Genomic DNA, 19,486 nt, shown 5'->3' on the forward strand with positions numbered 1-19,486 from the left:
TAGCCCAAGTGTCCCTCCATATGACGACAGTGCGTCAGGTCATGTTGGCGGCACCTCAGTTGAGCGCGACGGCGGCGTCCAGCCGGGCCGCGATGTGCCGTATCAGGCGCTCCAGGTCGGCGCAGTAGACGGACGGATTGGTGAATCCGCCGGCGTCCGCGCGGTAGCGGTGGGCATAGTTGCCGCCGCCGCACACCTCCACCAGGGGGCAGCTGCGGCACTGCGCGGCGAGGCCGTCCCGGCCGCTGCGGCGGGCGGCCATGCCGGGGTGGGCCAGGGCCTCGTCGAAGGTGTGGCGGAAGACGTCGAGGCCGGTGGCGGCGGCGCCCTCGTAGGCGGACTTGAGCGAGTCCACCTGTTCGATGGCGCCGTCGGTGTCGACGACCAGGGCGACGACGGGCGAGAGCCCGACCGCCTCGCTGGAGCTGGGGCGGCCCAGCAGGAGGCCGAGGATCTCGGTGAACACCCGCACCCGGGGTCCGGGGCCGCCGTCCCACCACAGGTCGAAGACGGTGCACAGCCAGTCGCCGTACGGGGTGCGGCCGGCCTGCCCGAGGGCGGCGGGACGGGAGCCCCCGGCGGCGGTGGCCGGCGGCGGGCTGGTCCAGTTGGCGTGCGGGAGGAGGAAGTCGACCATCGGGGGGTCCAGGGCGCGCAGCGAGTCGTGGACCTCGGCGGGGTCGGCGGTGATGTCGACGGTGCACAGGATGCCGGCGAACACGTCGGGCCGGTCGCGGAGCAGGCGTACGGCGCGGGAGACCGCGGGCCAGGAGGACCGCCCCGCGTGGTCGACGCGGCGGCGGTTGAGGCCGGGGGTGCCGCCGTCCAGGCTGAGGCCGAGCCGGAACCCCGCGGCGGCGAGGGTGTCGATCGTCTCCCGGGTGAGGAGCGTCCCGTTGGTCTGGACGCCGAACTCGGCGGTGCAGCCGGCGGGCAGCGCGGCGCGGATCGCGGCGGCCTGCTCCAGGAGCGGTCCGGGGCCGGTGAGCAGCGGCTCGCCGCCGTGCAGGTCGATCCGGACCTCGCGCAGCCCGTGGGTGCGGGCGTGTTCGGCGATGCGCAGCGCGGTCTGCCGGACGGTGGCGGCCGGGACGGCCGGCGGGCGGGCGCGCCAGCTGCGGTCGGGGCCGGTGTAGATGTAGCAGTAGGTGCAGGCGAGGTTGCAGCGGCTGTGGACCTTCAGGACGAACTGCCGGAAGGGCACCACCGGGGTCCGGCCGGTCTTCTCCCCCGCCACGGCGTCGCCCCCTGCATTCGTCTGCCTGCGTCGAGGTGCGGGATCGACAGCTCCCGCCCGCTGACTGGTACATGGCTCGGCCCTCGATCGAGGAACCAGATCCCTCCGGCAACTGGCCGGTTCCCTTGCACGTTTGCCCAAAAACCGTCGTTCTTGCCTGTCAATGCAAGGCTTTTTCCGGGCCGTCCTCGTAATACGCCACGGCGTCGTCCGCCGACGGCCAGTTGCGCAGCAGCAGCGCCGCCACCTCTCCCAGCACCGCATGGTCCGTCCGCGCCGCGAGAACGCCCACGTCGACCCCGGCGAAGTCCGGCAGCCGCTCGGCCGACGGTCCCGGCGGGGCGGCCACCGCCGGTTCGGTGCGGGGGGTAGTCGCCACGCTGCTCTCCTCAGGCCGGCTGGACGGGTGTGTTCCCGAACTCCCGTCCACAGAAACACGATCCGGGGCGGACGGCCAGGCAGCCGGCCGGGCGCGCGGGGCGGTCAGGCGGTGGCGTCGAGGGCGCGCATACGGGCGCGGGTGCGCTGGGCCTCGGTGCCGGTCTCCTCGGCCGCGCGCTGCCACTGTTCCCAGCTCTCGCGGTAGGCGTGCAGCGCCGAACGGGGACCGGCGGTGACCTCCAGGACCTCGCCGCGGCGGTGGTGGGCCCGGGCGGCCAGCACGGGGCTGTCGGCCCGCCGGGCCGCCGCGGCGGCGCGGCGGAAGCAGGCGGCGGCCCGGTCGTGGCGCTCGCGGGAGTCGAAGCGGCGGTCCAGCAGCAGCTGGACGTCGCCCACTTCGAGCCAGGCCTCGGCCGCCACCGCGTCCGGTACGTCCACCCCGCGGGCGGCCAGCTCCAGGATCCAGTCGGCCTCGTGCAGGTCGGCGAGGGAGGGCTGGCGTTCGTAGCGCAGCCGCAGGGCGCGGCCGAACAGCAGGCGGTGCCGGCCGAGGTCGGGGTCCTGCGGCCCGGCCCGGCCCAGCGCCTCGCGCAGGACGTGCACCGCCTCGTTGGCCAGCCGTCTGCCCGGCCCGTCGGCCGGTTCCAACCGGGCGCGCAGCAGCAGCGCGGCGCCGCGCTCGGCGAGCAGCGCGCTGTGCTCGGGCGAATCGGGGGCGGCCAGGCGGAGCGCGGCGGCCAGCGCGGCGATGGCGGCGTCGAGCGCGGCCAGGTCGCCGGTGCGGGTGTGCAGGGCCCGCTGCACGGCGGCCGTACGGCGCAGACCGGCCACTTCCAGGGCCGGGTCGCCGAGGGCGCGGGCCATCGCCCGGGCGCGTTCGAGGGTGGGCAGCACGGACGTCAGCCCGGGGTCGTCGTGGAGCTGGCGGGCGGCCGCCAGGTCGAGCAGCGCACGGCAGACCAGCCGGTCGGCGGCGCTGCCGCGGCGGCGCAGCAGGACGACGGCGGTGTCGAGGTCGTCGGCGGCGCGCAGCGCGAGCGCCGCGGCGGGGCGGCCTTCCGCGGGGTGGCGGGCGGCCCGGCGGGCCCGGTCGAGCAGGACGCCGCCCCGGGCGGCGTAGACCTCGCCGGGCACCTGCTCGCCGCTGGGCCACTGGTCGAGGAGGGTGGTCAGGGAGCGTTCCGCCTCGTCGAGGGGGTCGTCGGCGGCCGTGTCGTCCCGCTCCTGCCCGTCGCCGGTGCCGGGCGGGCCGGCGGCGGGCAGGGCGGCGAGGCGGCGCAGGACCTCGGTGCGGAGCACCATGCTCTCCAGGACGCGCGGGTCGAGCAGGCTCATCAGCCCGCAGGCGGCGTGCAGCCGTCGGGCGGCGTCGGCGAGCGCGGCGCGCTCCTCGGCCGGTGTCCCGGCGCTCCGCCGTTCCTGTGCCCGGGCGTGGGCGACCCGGCCGAGCACGATCAGCGCCCGGGTGCGCTCGGCCTCCCGGCCCGCGGCGGCCGCCTCCTGGTCGTCGGGCGCGCCCTGCGCGGTGGCCCGTTCCGCGGCGCGGGCGGCGCGCTCCGCCTCCTCCAGGGCGTCGGGCTGGCGCCAGGTCGCCCAGGCGTGCAGCAGGGCGCGCGCGAGGTCGGTGCCGGCGACGGGCAGGCGGGCGGTGGCGGCGCGCAGCAGCCGGACGGCCTCGATCAGGTCCCTTACGGCCCGGCCCTGTTCGTAGCGCTCCAGGAGGGCCGCGCCCTCGGCCGCCGGACCGTCGGAGGCGTACGGCCGCCGGTCGGGCGGGCGCAGGGCCGGTTCGAAGCGGCGCAGCACCCGCTCCGAGACCCGGGCGAAGGGTTCGGGGACGGCGCGCTGGCCGGTCTCGGGCTCCCGGCCGCTGCCGGAGAGCATGGCGACCGCGACGGCCGGGAAGTTGCGGGCGCTGCGGCCGAAGGTGCGCTCGATGTAGAGCGAGCAGTGCTTGAGGACCAGGGCGGCCTCGCCGGCGCTGAGCCGGCCGAGGAGTTCGTCGCGCACGCCCGGCACGAACTCGTACCACGGGCCGCCGCCGGCCTGTTCCGCCGGCGGCCGCTCGTCCGCGGGAAGCTGGGTGACCAGGCCGCTGAGCAGCACCTCCGCCAGCTCGGCCGGGCCGGTCTGCGGCAGCATCGCGCGCTGGACCAGCTGGATGACGGGCAGGGCGAGCGGGACGGCCGAGAGGTGGACGGCGAGCAGCCGGGCGGCGGGCGAGGCCTGCTGGTCGAATCCGCGGACCATCTGGGCGGGGGTGGCGCGCTCGGTCACCGGCGGCGGCCCGGCCGGCGGCCCGGCGCCGTGGTCGGCCCGGACCACGCAGGCCGCGCCGCGCAGCGAGAGACCGGCGTCGGCGGCGGCCAGCCGGGCCCAGGAGCCGAGGGCGGAGGGGGTGGCGGACAGGACCGGGACGGCGCGTTCGCGGGGCGCTTCGGGCGGGCCGCCCGGTGCCCCGGCGGGCCGGCGCCGGCGGCGGGCGGGCCGGAAGCCGAGGGCTTGGTAGGGGCCCTGGCGGCGCACGAGGGTGCCGGCGACGGCGGGCAGGAGGGTGCGCGCCCACATCCGCTGCGGCAGCGGCTGGACCACGGCGAGCGGGGCGTCGGCCGACCAGCGGTAGAGCAGCCGCTGCATCCGGCCGTCGCGCCACAGCGGGCCCGCGCAGTCGCTGACGACGAGGGTGAGGTGGTGGCCCGTCGGGTCGTGCAGCTGGTCGGCGGGGCGCAGCGGGCGGCCGGGGCCCGGGGCCGCCGCGACGCCGATGTCCGGGCCGTGCGGGTGGAGGTAGTGCACCGTCACATCGCGGAAGGCGCCGACCCGTTCGCAGACCTGGCGCAGGTCGTGCAGCATCTGCTCCCAGACGGCCATCGACGACGAGCCGTCCATCAGCAGCCGCAGCGCGGCCGCCCTGCGGTGCACCCCGCGCAGCACCGGGATGATCATTTCGGCGTGGGCGGAGAGTTCGGCGGTGGCGGGCTCGTCCAGCTTCCGGCGGGCCGGGGCGACCGGCGGGCGGTAGCGCTGGATGGGCCGCAGCGCGCGCTGCAGGGGCAGCAGCCCGGGGAACGCGGAGGCGATCGGGACCGCGACCTCGCCCAGGCGCTGCCGGTCGGGGTCGGGGAGCCGCTCGTCCCCGGTGGGCAGCAGCTCCGCGACCCGGCGCCGGGCGCCGTCGCGGAGCGCGGACGAGGAGGGGTCCGTGTCCGGGGAGCCGGGGCCGCGGGCGTCGTCCGGTGAGGTCCCGCGGGCGCCCGGGGGATGGGCGGACACGGCAGGTCCCACCCGGAATGTGGCCGGATCTGGACCGTGGGGTTCCTGCCCGCGGGCGGACCCGTCGTCCGCCGGCTCACCGGCCCGGGACGCGTCCGGGGTGATCCACTGGGCGAGCCAGAGGGCGTCGGCCATCCCGCGGGCGTCGGCCGGCACCCCCGCCGCGGTCAGCCGGGCGACGAGTTCGTCGAGGGGGCCTGGGCCGGGCTCCCCGAGGGGCACCGCACTCACCTCGTCCGATCAAGAGGCCGCATCAGCTCCGCCGTCAGACGCCGTCGGGTCTCCTCCTCGTCCTCGTCCGTCCAGCCGGCCTTCTGCGTCAGGTGGATGGCGTTGAAGAGCTGGTCGACGGCGCGGACATCGCCGGGCTCGCGGTCCAGGAAGCGGTCGATCACCGCTTCGTAGCGCTCGGCCGCGCCCTCGCCGAAGTGCGCCCGCACCATGGCGGCGAGCCGCTCCTTGTCGGGCGCCGGGATGTGGAGGTGGATGCAGCGGCGCAGCAGGGGCGCGGGGAAGTCGCGTTCGCCGTTGCTGGTGAGGACGATGAAGGGGAAGGCATGGCAGCGGACCCGGCCGTCGCGCACCGTCACCTGGGCGCCGTCGTCGCTGAGCACCTCCACCTCGGGGGCGGATCCGGCCAGCCGCTCCAGCTCCGGAATCCGGAACTCCCCCTCCTCCAGCACATTGAGGAGGTCGTTGGGCAGGTCGATGTCGCTCTTGTCGAGCTCGTCGACGAGCAGGACGCGGGGCCGGGCGGCGGGCAGCAGGGCCGTGCCCAGCGGGCCGAGGCGGATGTAGCGGCCGATGCCGCCGCCGGGTTCGTCGGTGGGGTCCGCGCCGGCCGCGGCCTCCCCGCTGTCCGCGGCGCCCGGTGCGGCGCGGGCGATCTGGAGGTCCTGGAGGCGGCCGATGGCGTCGTAGTCGTACAGGCCGTCGCGGAGCGTGCTGCGGCTGACGACCGGCCAGCCGAGGACCCGGCCGAGGCCGAGTTCGTAGGCGACGGAGTGCGCCAGGGTGCTCTTGCCGCTGCCCGGGGCGCCGGTGACCAGCAGCGGGCGGCGCAGGTAGAGGGCGGCGTTGACCAGCTCGCGCTCGGTCTCGCCGGGGCGGTGGTGGCTGGCCTCCCGGTGCTGCACGCCGAGCCTGCGCTCGGAGGAGGGGTCGAGGGCGGCCGGCGGCGCCACGAGGGGGCCGCCGTCGAAATCACGCCACGGGGGAGGCGGCGGAAGGTGCTCGATTCCGTCGTGCGGTGCCCCCGCGCCGCGGTAGATGAGCCAGTCGCTCACGTCGGAACTCCTCGTCGCCGGCCAGGCCTCGGTCAGGAGCGATGATCATGGCGGGCCGCCGGAGACGTCGGCACCGTCCACCCCGGCCTCCCCCGCGTCCGCCCCCCGTAATCACGCTGTACGCCATCACGGGCTCGTCTTCCACGACGCTATGCCAGTACCCAGCCGGACGGAAGCGCACGGGGCGGTTTCCGGTCTCCCGCAGGGGCATCGCGGGCGGCCAAGTGCCATGTGCAGGGCGCCACTTGCGGCACGAGGGGCGGAGGCGGCCGGAGCGGGCACCGGGCGCGTGCGAGGCGCTGAGGGGCGTGCGCGGCGCCCGGATCGCCGAGGGGCGGCTCCGGGCTCCGCTCAGCGCGGGGACAGCTGGGGACGGTCGGTGAACAGGGGCGGAATCGGGTCCTCCGGGTCGTCGTAGAGGAGCACCAGATCGCGGGCCCAGTGCGTGCCCTCCCCGGCGGCCTCGGCGGCCTTGGCACGCAACTGCCGGACCAGCTCGGGGAGCCGGACCAGCCCGCCCGAGCCCTGGAGCAGCTCCCGCACCCCGCGGTGGAACTCCTCGCACCGGGCGTCGCAGTCCCGCTCCTCGCCGTGGCCGCCGGCCGGCCACAGCCCGGCGGGGAAGCCGGTGTCCAAAACGGCGCCGACCGCGTCCCGCCCGAACCCGTCGGCGACGGTGTGGCACAGCGCGGGCAGCACGCCCTCGCCGGCCGTCTCCAGCAGCCGCCAGACCGCCTCCGCCGAGCCGGGCCCGGCGCCGTCGCCCGCCTGCGGCGCGATGCGCAGCGCCTGCAGTTCCCGGGCGGCGGCCAGGCCCTGCCAGCGGCGCAGCCAGGCCGGGTCGACCTGCTCGCGCCGCCCCTGGTCGCGCAGGATCACCGCGCGCCCGGAGCCCACCGGCCGCAGCCGGGCGGTGCGCCGGGTGGAGGCCGCCACCTCCCACCGGCCGGCGGCGGTGTGCCAGTGCCCTTCGGGGACGGCGACCTCCAGGCGCACCCGGGCGCCCGGCCCGGCGTCGCCGTCGGCCCGCAGCAACCGCCCGCCGAGCCGGCGCAGCACCTGCTCGCGCGCCTGCTCGAACGGCACCCCGCCGGCCGACTCCTGGACGTCCACCCGCAGCCACTGCCCGCGGCCGTAGCCCTCGCTGACCGACCAGTTGAAGAGCTCCGGTCCGCCCTCGTCGTAGAACAGCGGCTCGAACTCGACGAGCACCGAGCGCGGGCGGCGGCGCACCGGTCCTATCCTGCGGCGGTCCTGCGGTTGCAGCACCACCGCCTTGGCCTGCACGAACTCCGCGAGGCGGGCGGCCTGTCCGCGGACCGCGGCGGCCTGTTCGCCCGGTACGTCGCGCGCCTCGTCGGCGGTCAGCTGCGCCACGATCCGCAGGTAGTGCACGAAGGCGCGCAGCTCCGTGTACGGGTCGCTGCCCTGGTAGAGCGCGCCGTGGCCGTCCCGCCAGGTACGCAGCGACCAGGCCCCGGGCCGGTCCCCGCGCTCCAGCACCTCGCCGACCGCGGCCTCCACGACCAGCGGGTCGCGGGGTGCGGGCAGGCGGGCGAGCAGGTCCAGCGCCTGGAGCCGCTCCTGTACGCCCCACAGGCGGCCCCGGCCCGACATGATCGCGTGCTGGGCGTCGAACCAGGTCGGCCCCGCGGCCCGGCCGAGCTCCTGGCCGGCCCAGTGCCAGCGGTCGTGCAGGCTCATCAGCGCGTGGTACGGGTCGGGCCCCAGGCCCTCGGCGCCCGGCACCAGGTGTTCGGGGCCCAGCCCGCGCAGCGCGGTCACCGGCACCGCGAGCCCGACGTGGTCCTGTTGGTGGCGGCCCTTGACGATGCCGACCACCTCGCCGCGGTCGCAGTCGATCAGCGGTCCGCCGGAGGCGCCGGGGGTGACCCGCACATCGCTGCCGAACTGCAGCCCCCGGGCGTCGCGGGCGCCGAAGCGGACCGCGATGAAGGGGTCGACGGGGGCCCGCGGGGCGGCGGGCGTCTCCCGTGCCGCGCGCCCGGCGCGTCCCCCCGGCCGGCCCGCGGCCGCACCCCCGCGCGGCCCGCCGTGCCCGTGGGCCTCCCCGTCCGCCGGCGGGCCCGGCTGGTCGTGCCCGCGGAAGATGTAGGCGTCCTCCAGGAGCGTCGCCGGCTGGTCGCTGAGCCAGGCGCAGGGATGCTCGGTCTCCGGGTCGAGCAGCCGGACCAGCGCGAGATCGGCGCGGGCGGCGGGGCCGGCGTCCGGGTCGGGCCGGCTGAGGTCGTACGCCAGTCGCGCGGGCACCACCCGGCCGCCGAACGCGACCCCGAAGACGCCGTCCGGCCCGGTGTCGCGGCGTCGCCCGTCGCTCGCCGCCAGCACATGTGCGCAGGTCAGCACCCATCCCGGGGCGATCAGAACGCCGCTGCCCCACGGGCGGCCCGCGGTGGTGCCCGGCCGGGCACGCAGTCCGACGGTGGTGCGTCCGGCGTGGTCGAGGAGCTGTGCGTAGTGGGTGCGGTCAGCGCGGCCGGCGGGCTGGGAGGTCGTCATCAGCGGCTCGCGTCGTCCGGCTCCCGGCGGCCGGCCGCAGCCCGCCGGTGCGGTGCCGCCGGCGGCACCGCGTCCTCGCGCCGCCAGGTGAGCGTGACCGAGAGGTTGGCCTTCGCCTCGCCGTCCGCGAGCAGGGCGACGGCCTTGCCGGGCTTGGCCGAGAGCTCCACGCCGAAGGTCACGCTGGTCTCGTGCGGCGCGACCCGCTCGGTGGCCTGGCGGACGCTGGCGGCGACCCCGCCGATCACCTCGCGGAGCCCCTCGACCCGGGCGCCGAGCGCGTCCCAGGCACCGACGTCCTCGAATTCGCCGTCGGCCTCGTCCGCGTCGTCGGGCCCGGCGAGCCCGGGGGCGTCGAGCCGGGAGACCCGGGCCCAGACCTCCGTGCCGTCGGGCAGCTCGATCCGCTGCGGGCGCTCGTGCATCACGGCCTCCTGCTCCCCGTGGGCCGCAATTCCCCCCTTGCCGCCCGACCGTTGACAGGTGATCAGGCTAGCCCCCGGCCGCCTGTGGCGCGAGAGGTCCGTGAGCCTGCCTATCCTGGCCGGGAATGACCCATGACCCCTGGTGGAGAGCGCGTGTATTTCACTGACCGTGGCATCGAGGAGCTGGAGAACCGGCGCGGCGAGGAGGAGGTCACCCTTGGCTGGGTGGCCGATCAGCTGCGGACGTTCGTCGACCTGAACCCGGACTTCGAGGTGCCGGTGGAGCGGCTGGCCACCTGGCTGGCCCGGCTGGACGACGAGGACGAGGACGAGGACGAGTAGCGGGCCGGCCCCGCCCCGGTGTACGGGGCGGGACCGGCCCTGCACGGCGGGTGCGCCCGGTCCGGGCACCGGTCGCGCGCCGGCCCGGATCACCGGGCCGGGATCCGTCGCGGCCCGGCGCGCCGTCAGGCGTAGTGGAGCGCCTCGCGCAGCCGCATCTTCACGTCTTCCTCCTCGTGGAACGCCGCCCGCCCGGCCCGCGCGTCGTGCTCGACATAGGCCCGCTTGTTGTGCAGTTCGGCGGCTTCCGCCCCGTTCCGGGCGCCGTCGAGCGCCCGCCGGATCCGGTCGGCGTGATGCTTGTGCCGGCAGGCCGCCTCCGCCTGGACGGCGTACTTCTGGGTCGACCTGTTGTGGCCGATGGCCTTCTTGTAGCCGCGGGAGCGGTCGGCCGACAGCGCCTTGTTGTTCGCCGAGTTCGTCTTGGCGACCAGGCTGTGACAACTGGCGGCGGCGGAGACCGGAGCGGGCGCGGCATGTGCCGACGCGACCGGCCCGGCCACCGCGGCACCGAGCACCAGAACCGAGAGCAACCCCGTTGTTCTACGCACGTGTTCGACTCCTTCATGGCATGCGCCACGACATCGATGGACACCCCCGAGGACGCCGGCGCCGCACCGGACGGTTGCACCGGCCGCAGCCGAAACGATCAAGGGGGTGCGGCAAAGGGCGCGATAAAAGGCGCACTCCGGACACACTCCCCCGAACACGGCGCTTGACTTCCCCCATCCGCGATATATCGTGTGTGAAGTGAACGCGATATGTTGCGTTGCAGCCGTCCAGGGGAGGCAGGCATGTCCACGGGGACCGAGTGGTCGCACCGACCGACACAGGTGAACTCACCACGCACGCTGGAGATCACCGAATCCTTCGACGCCGTGACCGTGCGCGTGGTCAACGGCACCGTCAATGTCGTCGGCACCACGGACGACGGCCCGGCCCGCGTCGAGATCAGCGAGCTGCACGGCCCGCCACTGACCGTCTCGTGCACGCACGGCACCCTGTCGGTCGCCTATGACGACCTCCCGTGGAAGGGCTTCTTGAAGTTCTTCGACCGCAAGGGGTGGAACCGCAGCGCGGTGGTGTCGGTGACCGTGCCCGCCACCACCCGCGTCGAGGTCGGGGTGGTCGGCGCCGGCGCGATGGTCTCCGGCATCGCGGGGCGCACGGACGTCCGCGGCGTCTCCGGCGACAGCACGCTCGTCGGGCTGACCGGCGAGGTGCAGGCCGACACCGTCTCCGGCGACGTCGAGGTCCAGTCGGTCAAGGGCGCCCTGCGCTTCCACTCCGTCTCGGGCGATCTGACGGTCGTCGACGGCGCGGGCGGCGCGGTGCACGCCGACTCCGTCAGCGGCGACATGGTCCTCGACCTGGACCCCGGACAGGACGCCGACATCTCGCTGACGACGGTCTCCGGGGAGGTCGCCATCCGGCTGCCCGACCCCGCCGACGCCACCGTCGAGGCCAACACCGCGAGCGGCACGGTCTCCAACGCCTTCGACGACCTGCGGGTCAGCGGGCAGTGGGGCGCGAAGCGGATCACCGGTTCCTTGGGCGCGGGCAACGGCACCCTCAAGGTCACCACCGTCTCCGGCGGCCTGGCCCTGCTGCGCCGCCCCGCCGCCGAGGACGAGGGCGGCCGGCCCGGCGCCCCCGGGAACGGCCCCGCCCCCGGCCCGCACGACGACTCCCCCGCCGGCCCGCCCACCGGGAAGAAGGTGCTCTGAGCATGCCCCCCGTCTTCGCCCACGGCCGCCTGCGCCTCTACCTCCTCAAGCTGCTGGACGAGGCGCCGCGGCACGGCTACGAGATCATCCGCCTCCTGGAGGAGCGCTTCCAGGGCCTCTACGCCCCCTCGGCCGGCACGGTCTACCCCCGGCTGGCCAAGCTGGAGGCCGAGGGCCTGGTCACCCACGCGACCGAGGGCGGCCGCAAGGTCTACTCGATCACCGACGCCGGACGCGCCGAACTCGCCGACCGCGGCGGCGAGCTGGCCGACCTGGAACTGGAGATCCGCGAGTCGGTCGCCGCGCTGGCCTCCGACATCCGGGAGGACGTCAGCGGTTCGGCGCGCGATCTGCGCCGCGAGATCCGGGAGGCCGCCCAGCAGGCCCGCAAGGACGCGGGAAGGGCGGGGAAGGCCGGGTGGCAGGACGCCGGGGCACCGGACGCGGCCGGGCGGCCCTTCACGGAGGCCGCCGACTACCTCGACGCCGCGTTCGGCGACAAGGAGTCCTGGCGGCAGACGAAGGAGGAGTTCCGCCGCGCCAGGGAGGAGTGGAAGGAGCAGGCCCGGCGGGCCAAGGAGGAGAGCCGCCGTGCCCGGCAGGACGCCCAGCGGGCCCGTAAGCAGGCCAGGGACGCCCAGGTGTTCGCGCGCGAGGAGGTCCAGCGGGTCATCAGGCGCGTACAGGAGCAGACCCAGGGGGCGGTGCGGGCCGGCGACTGGTCGGGGGCGGTGCGCGAGGCGCTGTCCGAGGTGTCCCGCGAGGTCGGGCGCTTCACCGGCGGCCCGTCCGCCGCCGGGCGGGGCGGCACTGCGGAAGGTACCGGGCGGGACCGGGAAGACGACGGGACCCGGGTGACGGTCGAGCGCGTCGACCCGGCCGAGGAGGGTGGCGGGGAGAGCCCCGGGGCGGGCCCGGCGGCCGCGGCTCCACCGGCCCCGGAGTGGGCACGGGATGCGGCGGGCGACGATCCGGCCCGTGACTTCGACCGGCTGCTGGACCGCTTCCGCGACGACCTGAGGGACGCCGCCCGCGATCACGGCGTCACGGCCGAACAACTGGCGGAGTCCCGCCGGCGGCTGTCCACGGCCTCCGCCCACATCGGCGCCCTGCTGCGCCACCCGGAGCAGTACGGGGCCGACGGGGGCCGGGAGGGCTGAGGGGGCGGCCGCGCGCGGCGGACGGAAGGGCCGGGCGGGCGCCGCGCACGGCGTGCCGACACCCTGGCCGCCGGCCGCGCCGGCACGCTGCGCAGGGCGGGCGCGCCCCCGGGGACGCGCCCGCCCCTCCGCCGGCTCAGCTCCCGGCCCCCGCCACCTCCGGCGCCCCGACGCAGGTGCGCAGGGCCCCGATGAGCCGCTCGGCCCGCTGGTCGCCGCGGCCGCCCATCCGGTTGGCGGTGTAGGCGAACCCGACACCGAACTCGTCGTCACCGAAGGCGAACTGGCCTCCCGCACCGCTGTGGGCGAAGGAGCGCGGCCCGAGCAGCCGGCGGAACGCCGAGTCGAGGAGGAAGCCGCTGCCCCAGCGCGCGCCGAGGTCCGGGAAGCCGGACCAGGAGGGCCCGCCCGACAGCTGCCGGACGGCGTCGGTGACGGTGTCCCGGGACAGCAGCCGCGGCCGGCCGTCCACACCGGTGGCGACCGCCGCGTACAGGGCCGCCAGGGCGCGCGCCGACGAGACTCCGCCCGCGCCGGGGAATTCGGCGGTCAGCAGGGCGGCGGAGTGGTAGCCGTGCGGGTCGTCCAGTCCGGGGAAGGGCAGGACCCCGTTCATCGTCAGGGCCCGCATCGGCAGCAGGTCGGCGCTCGGCAACGGCGGCCGGTCCGCCGCCTCGACGAGCCGCGCCATCCCCGGCACCTCCTGCGGCGGCACGCCGATCCAGGTGCGCAGCCCCAGCGGATCGCCGATGACCTCACGGAAGCGGGCGCCGGGCGTACGGCCGGTGCGGCGCCGGATCACCTCGCCGACGAGGAAGCCGAAGGCATGGGCGTGGTACTCGAACGCGGTGCCGGGCTCCCAGAGCGGCCGCTGCTCCTCCAGGGCGCGGATCACCGGTGTCCAGGCGGTCAGCTCCTCGAACGCCAACTGCCGCTCGACGAGCGGGATTCCGGCGGTGTGGGCGAGCACCATCCGGGTGGTGATCCGCTCCTTGCCGTGCCGCCCGAACTCCGGCCAGCAGTCGGCCACCGGGGCGTCGAGGTCCACCTCCCCTTCCTGCGCGAGCAGATGGGCAAGGATGCTGACGACGGCCTTGCTGAGGGACATGACGGGAAGGACGGTGTCCTGCGCCCACTCCCGCCCGGTCCGGTCGTCCGCGATGCCGCCCCACAGGTCGACGACCTGACGGCCGTCCACGAACACGGCGGCCGCGGCGCCGAGTTCACCGCGTTCGGCGAAGTTGCGGGCGAACTCGTCCGCGAAGGCCCCGAACCCCTCGTCGGCCCATCCGTGGTACGACATGCGGCGCTTCCTCTCCACAGGCGCATCGACCCCCCGTGGGCCGTCGGCCGGGTCACCCTATGCACGGGGGCCGCCCGGACTCGATCGAATATCCGGTGCACCGGGGAGCCGGTGCGTGCCGGCCGCCGCGACCGGATACGGCCTCCGCCCCACCGACCTACGGTTACCGACAGTTGCCATCTGCGACCTGGATTCACGCGGCGTAATCGGGGAAGTGACTACTTCGCACGGCTTTTCGCCCGGCACCGGCCTCCGGGGAGCCCCGGCCGCCCGGCGCCGCGGGCCGACGGCCGTGTTCCGGACCACGGTCCCGCCCTCCTCGTCTGCGCACGCATCGTGAAGGCCATGAGGTAAAGCGATGTCGGAATACCTTTCGGTCGCCCGCCGGATGTGGCACCTGCTGGAGCCGCTGCACGCCACGCTGTACTTCGCCCCCGAAGCCCGCCAGGTCGCCGCCGACCTCGGCCATGACGTGTCCTCCCGCTGGCCCAGCTACTTCGCCTGGCGCACGGCGCCGCTGGGTGCCGCGGGCCCTGAGCTGGTGGCCGCGACGTACTACAGCTTCAGCCCGCGGATGGTCGCCCGCCACCTCCCGCGGATCTGGACCGTCGCGGACCCGGCCAAGGTCCTGGACGCGCGGCTGCTGGCCATGGACCGTGCGCTGACCGCCCTGACCGGCGGCCGGCTGAGTGCCGCGCAGCTCGCCGAGGCGGCCCGGCTCGCCCGCCAGGCCGCCGAGAACGCCGGCCCGGCCGCCCGGCCACTGGCCGCCGCCAACCGCGATCTGCCGTGGCCGGACGCCCCGCATCTGGTGCTCTGGCAGGCCGCGACGGTGCTCCGCGAACACCGCGGCGACGGCCATCTGGCGGCGCTGCTGACCTGCGGGCTCGATCCGTGCGAGGCCCTGGTGTCGTTCGCCGCGGTCGGGGCCGCACCGGCCGCCGACTTCGCGGGGCGCGGCTGGAGCCCGCAGGAGTGGAGCGACGCCCGGCACCGCCTCGCCGCCCGCGGCTGGATCGCCCCGGACGGCACCGCGACCGAACGCGCCCGCACGGAACGCGAGGCGATCGAGCGGACCACGGACCGGCTGGCGGCCGGCCCGTGGCGCGCCCTGGGCCACTCCCGCGCCGAACGGCTGGCGCAGCTCCTCCACCCCGTCGTGGGCGCGGTGTTCGAGGCCGGCTACCTGCCCCGGCACAGCACCCTGGGCATCGGCAGGGTGAAGGTCGGCTACCCGTAGCGCGTCCCGCCCATGACCGCGCGCCGCCGGACGACCCCGGGGGCGCACCTTCCCGAACCGGCCCGCCCCGGGCCCTCCCGACCCGTCCGACGGCCGCGGCACCGCACCGCCCCCGCCGCCTCAACCGGCGCGCCGCTCCCGGGACTCCTCCAGTACCCGCACCACCGCGCCATGGGTCACCCCGTGATCGGCGAGCACCGCGGAGGCCGGTCCGCGCCCGGCGGCCAGCGCCATCAGCAGATGCTCGTCGCCGAGGTACCGCTCTTTGCGGCCGACCGCGATCCGCAGAGCGCGCTCCAGCACGGACTTCGCCTCCGCGGAGAACGGCCGGCGCAGCCGCTTGCGGCGCCCGCCCCGACCGTCGGCGGCCAGCGCACCCACCCCGTGCTGCCGCTCGACCCGTGCCACGATCGCGTCGACATCGATCCCGAGCCCGGCCAGCGCCGCCGCGTCGGCCGTGGACACCCCGCCGCGCCGGCGCACCGTCGCGAGGGCTTCCGCCACCGACGCCCGCCGCTCGTGGACACCGAGCGCGCGGAGCACCGCGGCGGCCGGGGTGTCCGTACGGTCCAACAGCGCGAGGAGCAGCTCCGGTTCGCCGACCGTGCCGCTGCCCGCGCGCTCCGCCTGCTCCACCGCCCCGCGCACCACCGCACGCGCCCCGGCCGTGAACTTCTCGAACATCAGCGCCTCCCGTGCTTCTTGTGCACCGCCTGCCGGCTGACACCCAGCTCCGCCGCGATCTCCTGCCACGACCAGCCCTTCGCGCGGGCGCTGCGCACCTGCACGGCTTCGAGCTGCTCCAGCAGCCGGCGGAGCGCGGCCACGGCGCGGAGCCCGACCCTGGGGTCCCGGTCACCGGCCCGCTCGGCGAGGTCCGTTGCTTCGGTCATGGTGTCAATTTACGTTGACACCCACGGCGCGTCAACCATCATTGACATATGGAGGTCCGGCAGCCCCGTCCCGTGCTCCGGCTCGTGAGATGCGGCTCGCGCCCCGCGGTGGAGCACTCGCGGCTCCCCGGCCAGGCGGGCACCGCCCCAGGGCGGCGCCCTCAAGGACGCGCGGGACCGGTCAAGGACGTGCGGGGCCGGTCAAGGACGCGCGGGGCCGGTCAAGGACGCGCGGGACCGGCCGTGAACAGAGCGATCACCACCGCGGTGCCGTCCGTCCGCAGCCCGGCGGCGGCCGCGTCCCGCGCCGTCAGCAGCGCCGCGTCGAACCGCGCCAACCGCGCCTCGTCCGCGCCGGGTGCCGTGATCAGGGTGGGGCCCTCGACCGCCACCACCAGGACCTCGTCCGGCCCGTCGGTGCCACCGTCGCCCGCGCCGCCGCCGGCCGGCCACACCACACGGCTCCCCCGCGCCACCTCCACCGTCGCCGCCGCCCGCCCCTCCCGGAGCATCACATTGAGGTTGACGACGGGGCCGTCCAGCAGCCTGGAGCCGGTGGCGGCGCCGCCGGGGAAGGCGAACGGGCGGTGGCGCCCCGGGAGGAGCCGCGGGACGCCGTCCACGGTCAGCTCCAGCCCGGCGCCCTCGACGACGGTGAGGATCCGCCGGACGCCGGGCAGCGGCGAGTACGGCCCGTCCCGGATGACGTCCGCCAGGCTGACGCGCCAGGCGAAGGTCTCCCAGCCGGCGCCCGGCGGCTCGACGGCGACCTCCCGGGTCACCCCGCCGCCGTTGCTCCACGGCGCGGCACGGCGCCCCTGGGCCCGCAGGATCCGCACGCGCCGGCTCCTCCTCGTCTCATCCGCGCCACACGGGACACCACCGGCCCCGCGGCAGGTGTCACACCGTCAGCACGATCTTGCCGAACAGCTCGCCCTCGGCCATCTTCGTGAAGCCCTCGCGCGCCCGGTCCAGCGGCAGCGTCGAATCGATGACCGGCCGGATGCCCTTGGCCGCGCAGAAGCTGAGCAGCGACGCCAGCTCCTCCTTGCTGCCCATCGTGGAGCCGACGATCTTCAGCTCCAGGAAGAAGATCCGGTTGAGCTCCCCGCTCTTCGGGGTGTAGCCGCTGGTGGCGCCCGAGATGACCAGAGTGCCGCCGGGGCGCAGCGACTTGACGGAGTGCGACCAGGTGGCGGCGCCGACCGTCTCGATCACCGCGTCCACCCGCCGCGGCAGCCGCTCGCCGGACGCGAACACCGCCTCGGCGCCCAGCTCCAGCGCACGCTTGCGCTTGGCCTCGTCCCGGCTGGTGGCGAAGACCCGCAGGCCCGCGGCGGCGCCCAGCACGATGGCGGCGGTCGCGACGCCACCACCGGCGCCCTGCACCAGCACGCTGTCCCCGGGCCGTACGCCCGCGTTGGTGAACAGCATCCGGTAGGCGGTCAGCCAGGCCGTCGGCAGGCAGGCCGCCTCCTCGAAGGACAGTTCCTTCGGCTTGGGCAGCACGTTCCAGGCGGGGACGGTGACCTGCTCGGCGAAGGTGCCCTGGTAGCGCTCGGTGAGGATGGAGGGCTTCTCCCCGGGGCCGACGCCGTGCCCGGTCTGCCCGATGACGGAGTGCAGGACGACCTCGTTGCCGTCCGCGTCCACTCCGGCGGCGTCGCAGCCGAGGATCATCGGCAGGCTGTCGTCGGTGATGCCCACCCCGCGCAGCGACCACAGGTCGTGGTGGTTGAGGGAGGCGGCCTTGACGTGGACGGTCGTCCAGCCGGGGCGTACGTCGGGGGCCGGGCGCTCCCCCAATTCGAGGCCGTTCAGCGGCTGGTCACGGTCGATGCGGGCGGCGTAGGCAGCAAACATGATCTAAACGTAGGCCGCGGCCGGGCGCTGCGGTACCGCGCAGGGGTGTGACACGCACCGCGCCGCCACCGCAACGGGCCGGGCCCGCACCCGTGTGGGGTGCGGGCCCGGCCCGTGCGTGTCCGGTGGCGGCGCGGTCAGCGGCGCGCCACGCCCTCGGCGCGGGCGGCGGCCGCGACGGCGGCGGTCACGGCCGGCGCGACCCGCTCGTCGAACGGCGAGGGGATGACCCGGTCGGCGCTGAGTTCCTCGGCGACGACGGCGGCCAGCGCCTCGGCGGCGGCGAGCTTCATGCCCTCCGTGATCCGGCTGGCCCGCACCTGCATGGCACCGGCGAAGATGCCCGGGAAGGCCAGCACGTTGTTGATCTGGTTCGGGTAGTCGCTGCGCCCGGTGGCGACCACGGCCGCGTACTTGTGCGCGATCTCCGGGTGGATCTCCGGGGTCGGGTTGGCCATCGCGAAGATCAGCGAGTCCTTCGCCATCTTCGCCACCGCCTCCTCCGGCACCGTGCCGCCGGAGACACCGATGAAGACATCGGCGCCGTCCAGCGCGTCCTGAAGCGAACCGGTCAGCCCGCCCTTGTTCGTGAAGCCGGCCACCTCGCGCTTGACGTCCGTGAGGTCGGAGCGGTCGGTGGAGACGATGCCCTTGCGGTCGCACACCGCGACGTCCCCGATGCCCGCCTCGATGAGGATCTTGGCGATCGCGACACCGGCCGCACCGGCGCCCGAGATGACCGCCCGCAGCTGCCCCAGCGAACGGTCGGTGAGCTTGGCGGCGTTCCGCAGCGCGGCCAGCGTGACCACGGCGGTGCCGTGCTGGTCGTCGTGGAAGACCGGGATGTCCAGGGCCTCCTGGAGCCGGCGCTCGATCTCGAAGCACCGGGGCGCCGAGATGTCCTCCAGATTGACGCCGCCGAAGGACGGTGCCAGGCGGACGACGGTCTCGATGATCTCGTCGGTGTCGGTGGTGGCGAGCGCGATCGGCACCGCGTCGACGCCGCCGAACTGCTTGAAGAGAATGGCCTTGCCCTCCATCACGGGGAGGGAGGCCTCCGGGCCGATGTCGCCCAGGCCCAGCACCGCCGTGCCGTCCGTGACGACGGCGACGACCTGGGACTTCCATGTGTAGTCGTGAACGAGCTCGGGCTGCTCGGCGATGGCGCTGCACACCTTGGCGACGCCCGGTGTGTACGCGAGGGACAGGTCGTCCTTGTCGCGGACCGGCACGGTCGCCTCGATGGCCATCTTGCCGCCGCGATGCAGCGCGAAAGCCGGGTCGAAGGCATCGTCGGGCGCACTGCCCGTGCCCGTGCCGGTATTGCTGTCGCTGCGAGGATTGACGATCTCCGCTGCCACTTGTCTTACCCCTTTTATTCGTAAATCTGCTGAGGGTGGCCACTCCCTGGTTGAGGGGTGGGCGGGCACCGCGTCCGCGCCGTGCACGGCGGATGGCCGCCGCGCGCGGGGAGGTACGGACGCCGGGCGCGCCGCACACGCGCCCTGAGCCCCGGATGAGGGGTGTAACGCACCTTTCTACCCGACGGGCGCGGGCCCCGACGAGTCAGATTGCTTACCCTCGAGTTCAGAGATCCGACAATAACCGTGAAATGCACAAAAGACTCAGAAGGGCGATCCCCCCACGGTCCGGATTCCGAGACGCCCGGATCGGGCCGGGAAGCACCGGGATCGGCGGAAGCGAGGGCTCCCCTTGCCGCAGAAGGGCGCCACCTCGCCTTCTCCGTCCGTTATCCGATTTTGACCATTACGACAGTCCGAATACCGGAGCCCGGATGGCAGGATTCCGTCACCAACCGAGGTCGCGACGTTCGGC

Annotated in this window: 17 protein-coding genes; 4 read left to right on the forward strand and 13 right to left on the reverse strand. The window is 75.5% G+C overall.

Features of this window, described 5'->3' with window-relative positions; genetic code table 11:
• Positions 1-55: 55 nt before the first annotated feature.
• The 6 genes from AB0411_RS26415 to AB0411_RS26440 all read right to left on the reverse strand — a co-directional run bounded on the left by AB0411_RS26415 (position 56) and on the right by AB0411_RS26440 (position 9,122).
• Entirely contained in the window at positions 56-1,237 is a 1,182-nt protein-coding gene (locus AB0411_RS26415; RefSeq protein ID WP_366419765.1) for an FxsB family cyclophane-forming radical SAM/SPASM peptide maturase, read from the reverse strand.
• 160 nt (positions 1,238-1,397) lie between these two features.
• The gene (locus AB0411_RS26420) at positions 1,398-1,616 is read right to left on the reverse strand and encodes a YxD-tail cyclophane-containing RiPP peptide (RefSeq protein ID WP_086718600.1); all 219 of its coding nucleotides are present in this window, start codon (positions 1,614-1,616) and stop codon (positions 1,398-1,400) included.
• 104 nt (positions 1,617-1,720) lie between these two features.
• On the reverse strand, positions 1,721-5,113 hold the full coding sequence (locus AB0411_RS26425) for an SAV_2336 N-terminal domain-related protein (RefSeq protein ID WP_366419766.1): 3,393 nt from the start codon (positions 5,111-5,113) through the stop codon (positions 1,721-1,723).
• 5 nt (positions 5,114-5,118) lie between these two features.
• Complete coding sequence (locus tag AB0411_RS26430; RefSeq protein WP_366419767.1) at positions 5,119-6,177, reverse strand: AAA family ATPase; 1,059 nt, start codon at positions 6,175-6,177, stop codon at positions 5,119-5,121.
• 351 nt (positions 6,178-6,528) lie between these two features.
• A complete protein-coding gene (locus tag AB0411_RS26435; RefSeq protein WP_366419768.1) occupies positions 6,529-8,697 on the reverse strand; it encodes a trypsin-like peptidase domain-containing protein in 2,169 nt (722 codons plus the stop codon).
• The gene (locus AB0411_RS26440; protein ID WP_366419769.1) at positions 8,697-9,122 is read right to left on the reverse strand and encodes a CU044_2847 family protein; all 426 of its coding nucleotides are present in this window, start codon (positions 9,120-9,122) and stop codon (positions 8,697-8,699) included. Before AB0411_RS26440 ends, AB0411_RS26435 begins: the two co-directional genes overlap by 1 nt.
• A 153-nt stretch (positions 9,123-9,275) precedes the next feature.
• Here AB0411_RS26440 and AB0411_RS26445 point away from each other — a divergent pair, with 153 nt between their 5' ends.
• Complete coding sequence (locus AB0411_RS26445) at positions 9,276-9,464, forward strand: DUF6104 family protein (protein WP_366419770.1); 189 nt, start codon at positions 9,276-9,278, stop codon at positions 9,462-9,464.
• A gap of 125 nt (positions 9,465-9,589) precedes the next feature.
• Here the strand turns inward: AB0411_RS26445 and AB0411_RS26450 are convergent, their stop codons facing one another.
• Positions 9,590-10,015: a hypothetical protein gene (locus AB0411_RS26450; RefSeq protein ID WP_366419771.1), complete on the reverse strand. Its 426-nt coding sequence runs from the start codon at positions 10,013-10,015 to the stop codon at positions 9,590-9,592.
• 243 nt (positions 10,016-10,258) lie between these two features.
• Between AB0411_RS26450 and AB0411_RS26455 the strand changes: the two genes are divergently transcribed.
• Together AB0411_RS26455 and AB0411_RS26460 are read left to right on the forward strand one after the other, a co-directional pair.
• Positions 10,259-11,191, forward strand: a complete 933-nt coding sequence (locus AB0411_RS26455; RefSeq protein ID WP_366419772.1) for a DUF4097 family beta strand repeat-containing protein — start codon at positions 10,259-10,261, stop codon at positions 11,189-11,191.
• A gap of 2 nt (positions 11,192-11,193) precedes the next feature.
• The gene (locus AB0411_RS26460) at positions 11,194-12,351 is read left to right on the forward strand and encodes a helix-turn-helix transcriptional regulator (protein ID WP_366419773.1); all 1,158 of its coding nucleotides are present in this window, start codon (positions 11,194-11,196) and stop codon (positions 12,349-12,351) included.
• 136 nt (positions 12,352-12,487) lie between these two features.
• Here AB0411_RS26460 and AB0411_RS26465 read toward each other — a convergent pair whose 3' ends face one another.
• Entirely contained in the window at positions 12,488-13,654 is a 1,167-nt protein-coding gene (locus AB0411_RS26465; protein WP_366419774.1) for a serine hydrolase domain-containing protein, read from the reverse strand.
• 358 nt (positions 13,655-14,012) lie between these two features.
• On the opposite strand from AB0411_RS26465, the gene AB0411_RS26470 reads away from it, so the two are divergent.
• Positions 14,013-14,894 carry an SCO6745 family protein gene (locus AB0411_RS26470; RefSeq protein ID WP_366419775.1) on the forward strand — a complete coding sequence of 294 codons (882 nt, stop codon included), beginning with the start codon at positions 14,013-14,015 and terminating at the stop codon, positions 14,892-14,894.
• 120 nt (positions 14,895-15,014) lie between these two features.
• Here the strand turns inward: AB0411_RS26470 and AB0411_RS26475 are convergent, their stop codons facing one another.
• The 5 genes from AB0411_RS26475 to AB0411_RS26495 form a co-directional block, all read right to left on the reverse strand.
• A complete protein-coding gene (locus AB0411_RS26475) occupies positions 15,015-15,578 on the reverse strand; it encodes a Clp protease N-terminal domain-containing protein (protein ID WP_366419776.1) in 564 nt (187 codons plus the stop codon).
• Positions 15,578-15,787, reverse strand: coding sequence for a helix-turn-helix domain-containing protein (locus AB0411_RS26480; protein ID WP_009718008.1), 210 nt, complete (start codon positions 15,785-15,787; stop codon positions 15,578-15,580). The genes AB0411_RS26475 and AB0411_RS26480 overlap by 1 nt, the downstream gene beginning before the upstream one ends.
• 221 nt (positions 15,788-16,008) lie before the next feature.
• The gene (locus AB0411_RS26485; RefSeq protein ID WP_366419777.1) at positions 16,009-16,626 is read right to left on the reverse strand and encodes a HutD/Ves family protein; all 618 of its coding nucleotides are present in this window, start codon (positions 16,624-16,626) and stop codon (positions 16,009-16,011) included.
• Positions 16,627-16,687: 61 nt separating this feature from the next.
• Positions 16,688-17,650: a zinc-binding dehydrogenase gene (locus tag AB0411_RS26490; protein WP_366419778.1), complete on the reverse strand. Its 963-nt coding sequence runs from the start codon at positions 17,648-17,650 to the stop codon at positions 16,688-16,690.
• A gap of 137 nt (positions 17,651-17,787) precedes the next feature.
• The gene (locus tag AB0411_RS26495; RefSeq protein ID WP_366419779.1) at positions 17,788-19,011 is read right to left on the reverse strand and encodes an NAD(P)-dependent malic enzyme; all 1,224 of its coding nucleotides are present in this window, start codon (positions 19,009-19,011) and stop codon (positions 17,788-17,790) included.
• Positions 19,012-19,486 lie beyond the last annotated feature (475 nt).

Origin of the sequence: Streptomyces angustmyceticus, assembly GCF_040701845.1 — a bacterium.
GTDB classification, from domain to species: domain Bacteria; phylum Actinomycetota; class Actinomycetes; order Streptomycetales; family Streptomycetaceae; genus Streptomyces; species Streptomyces angustmyceticus_A.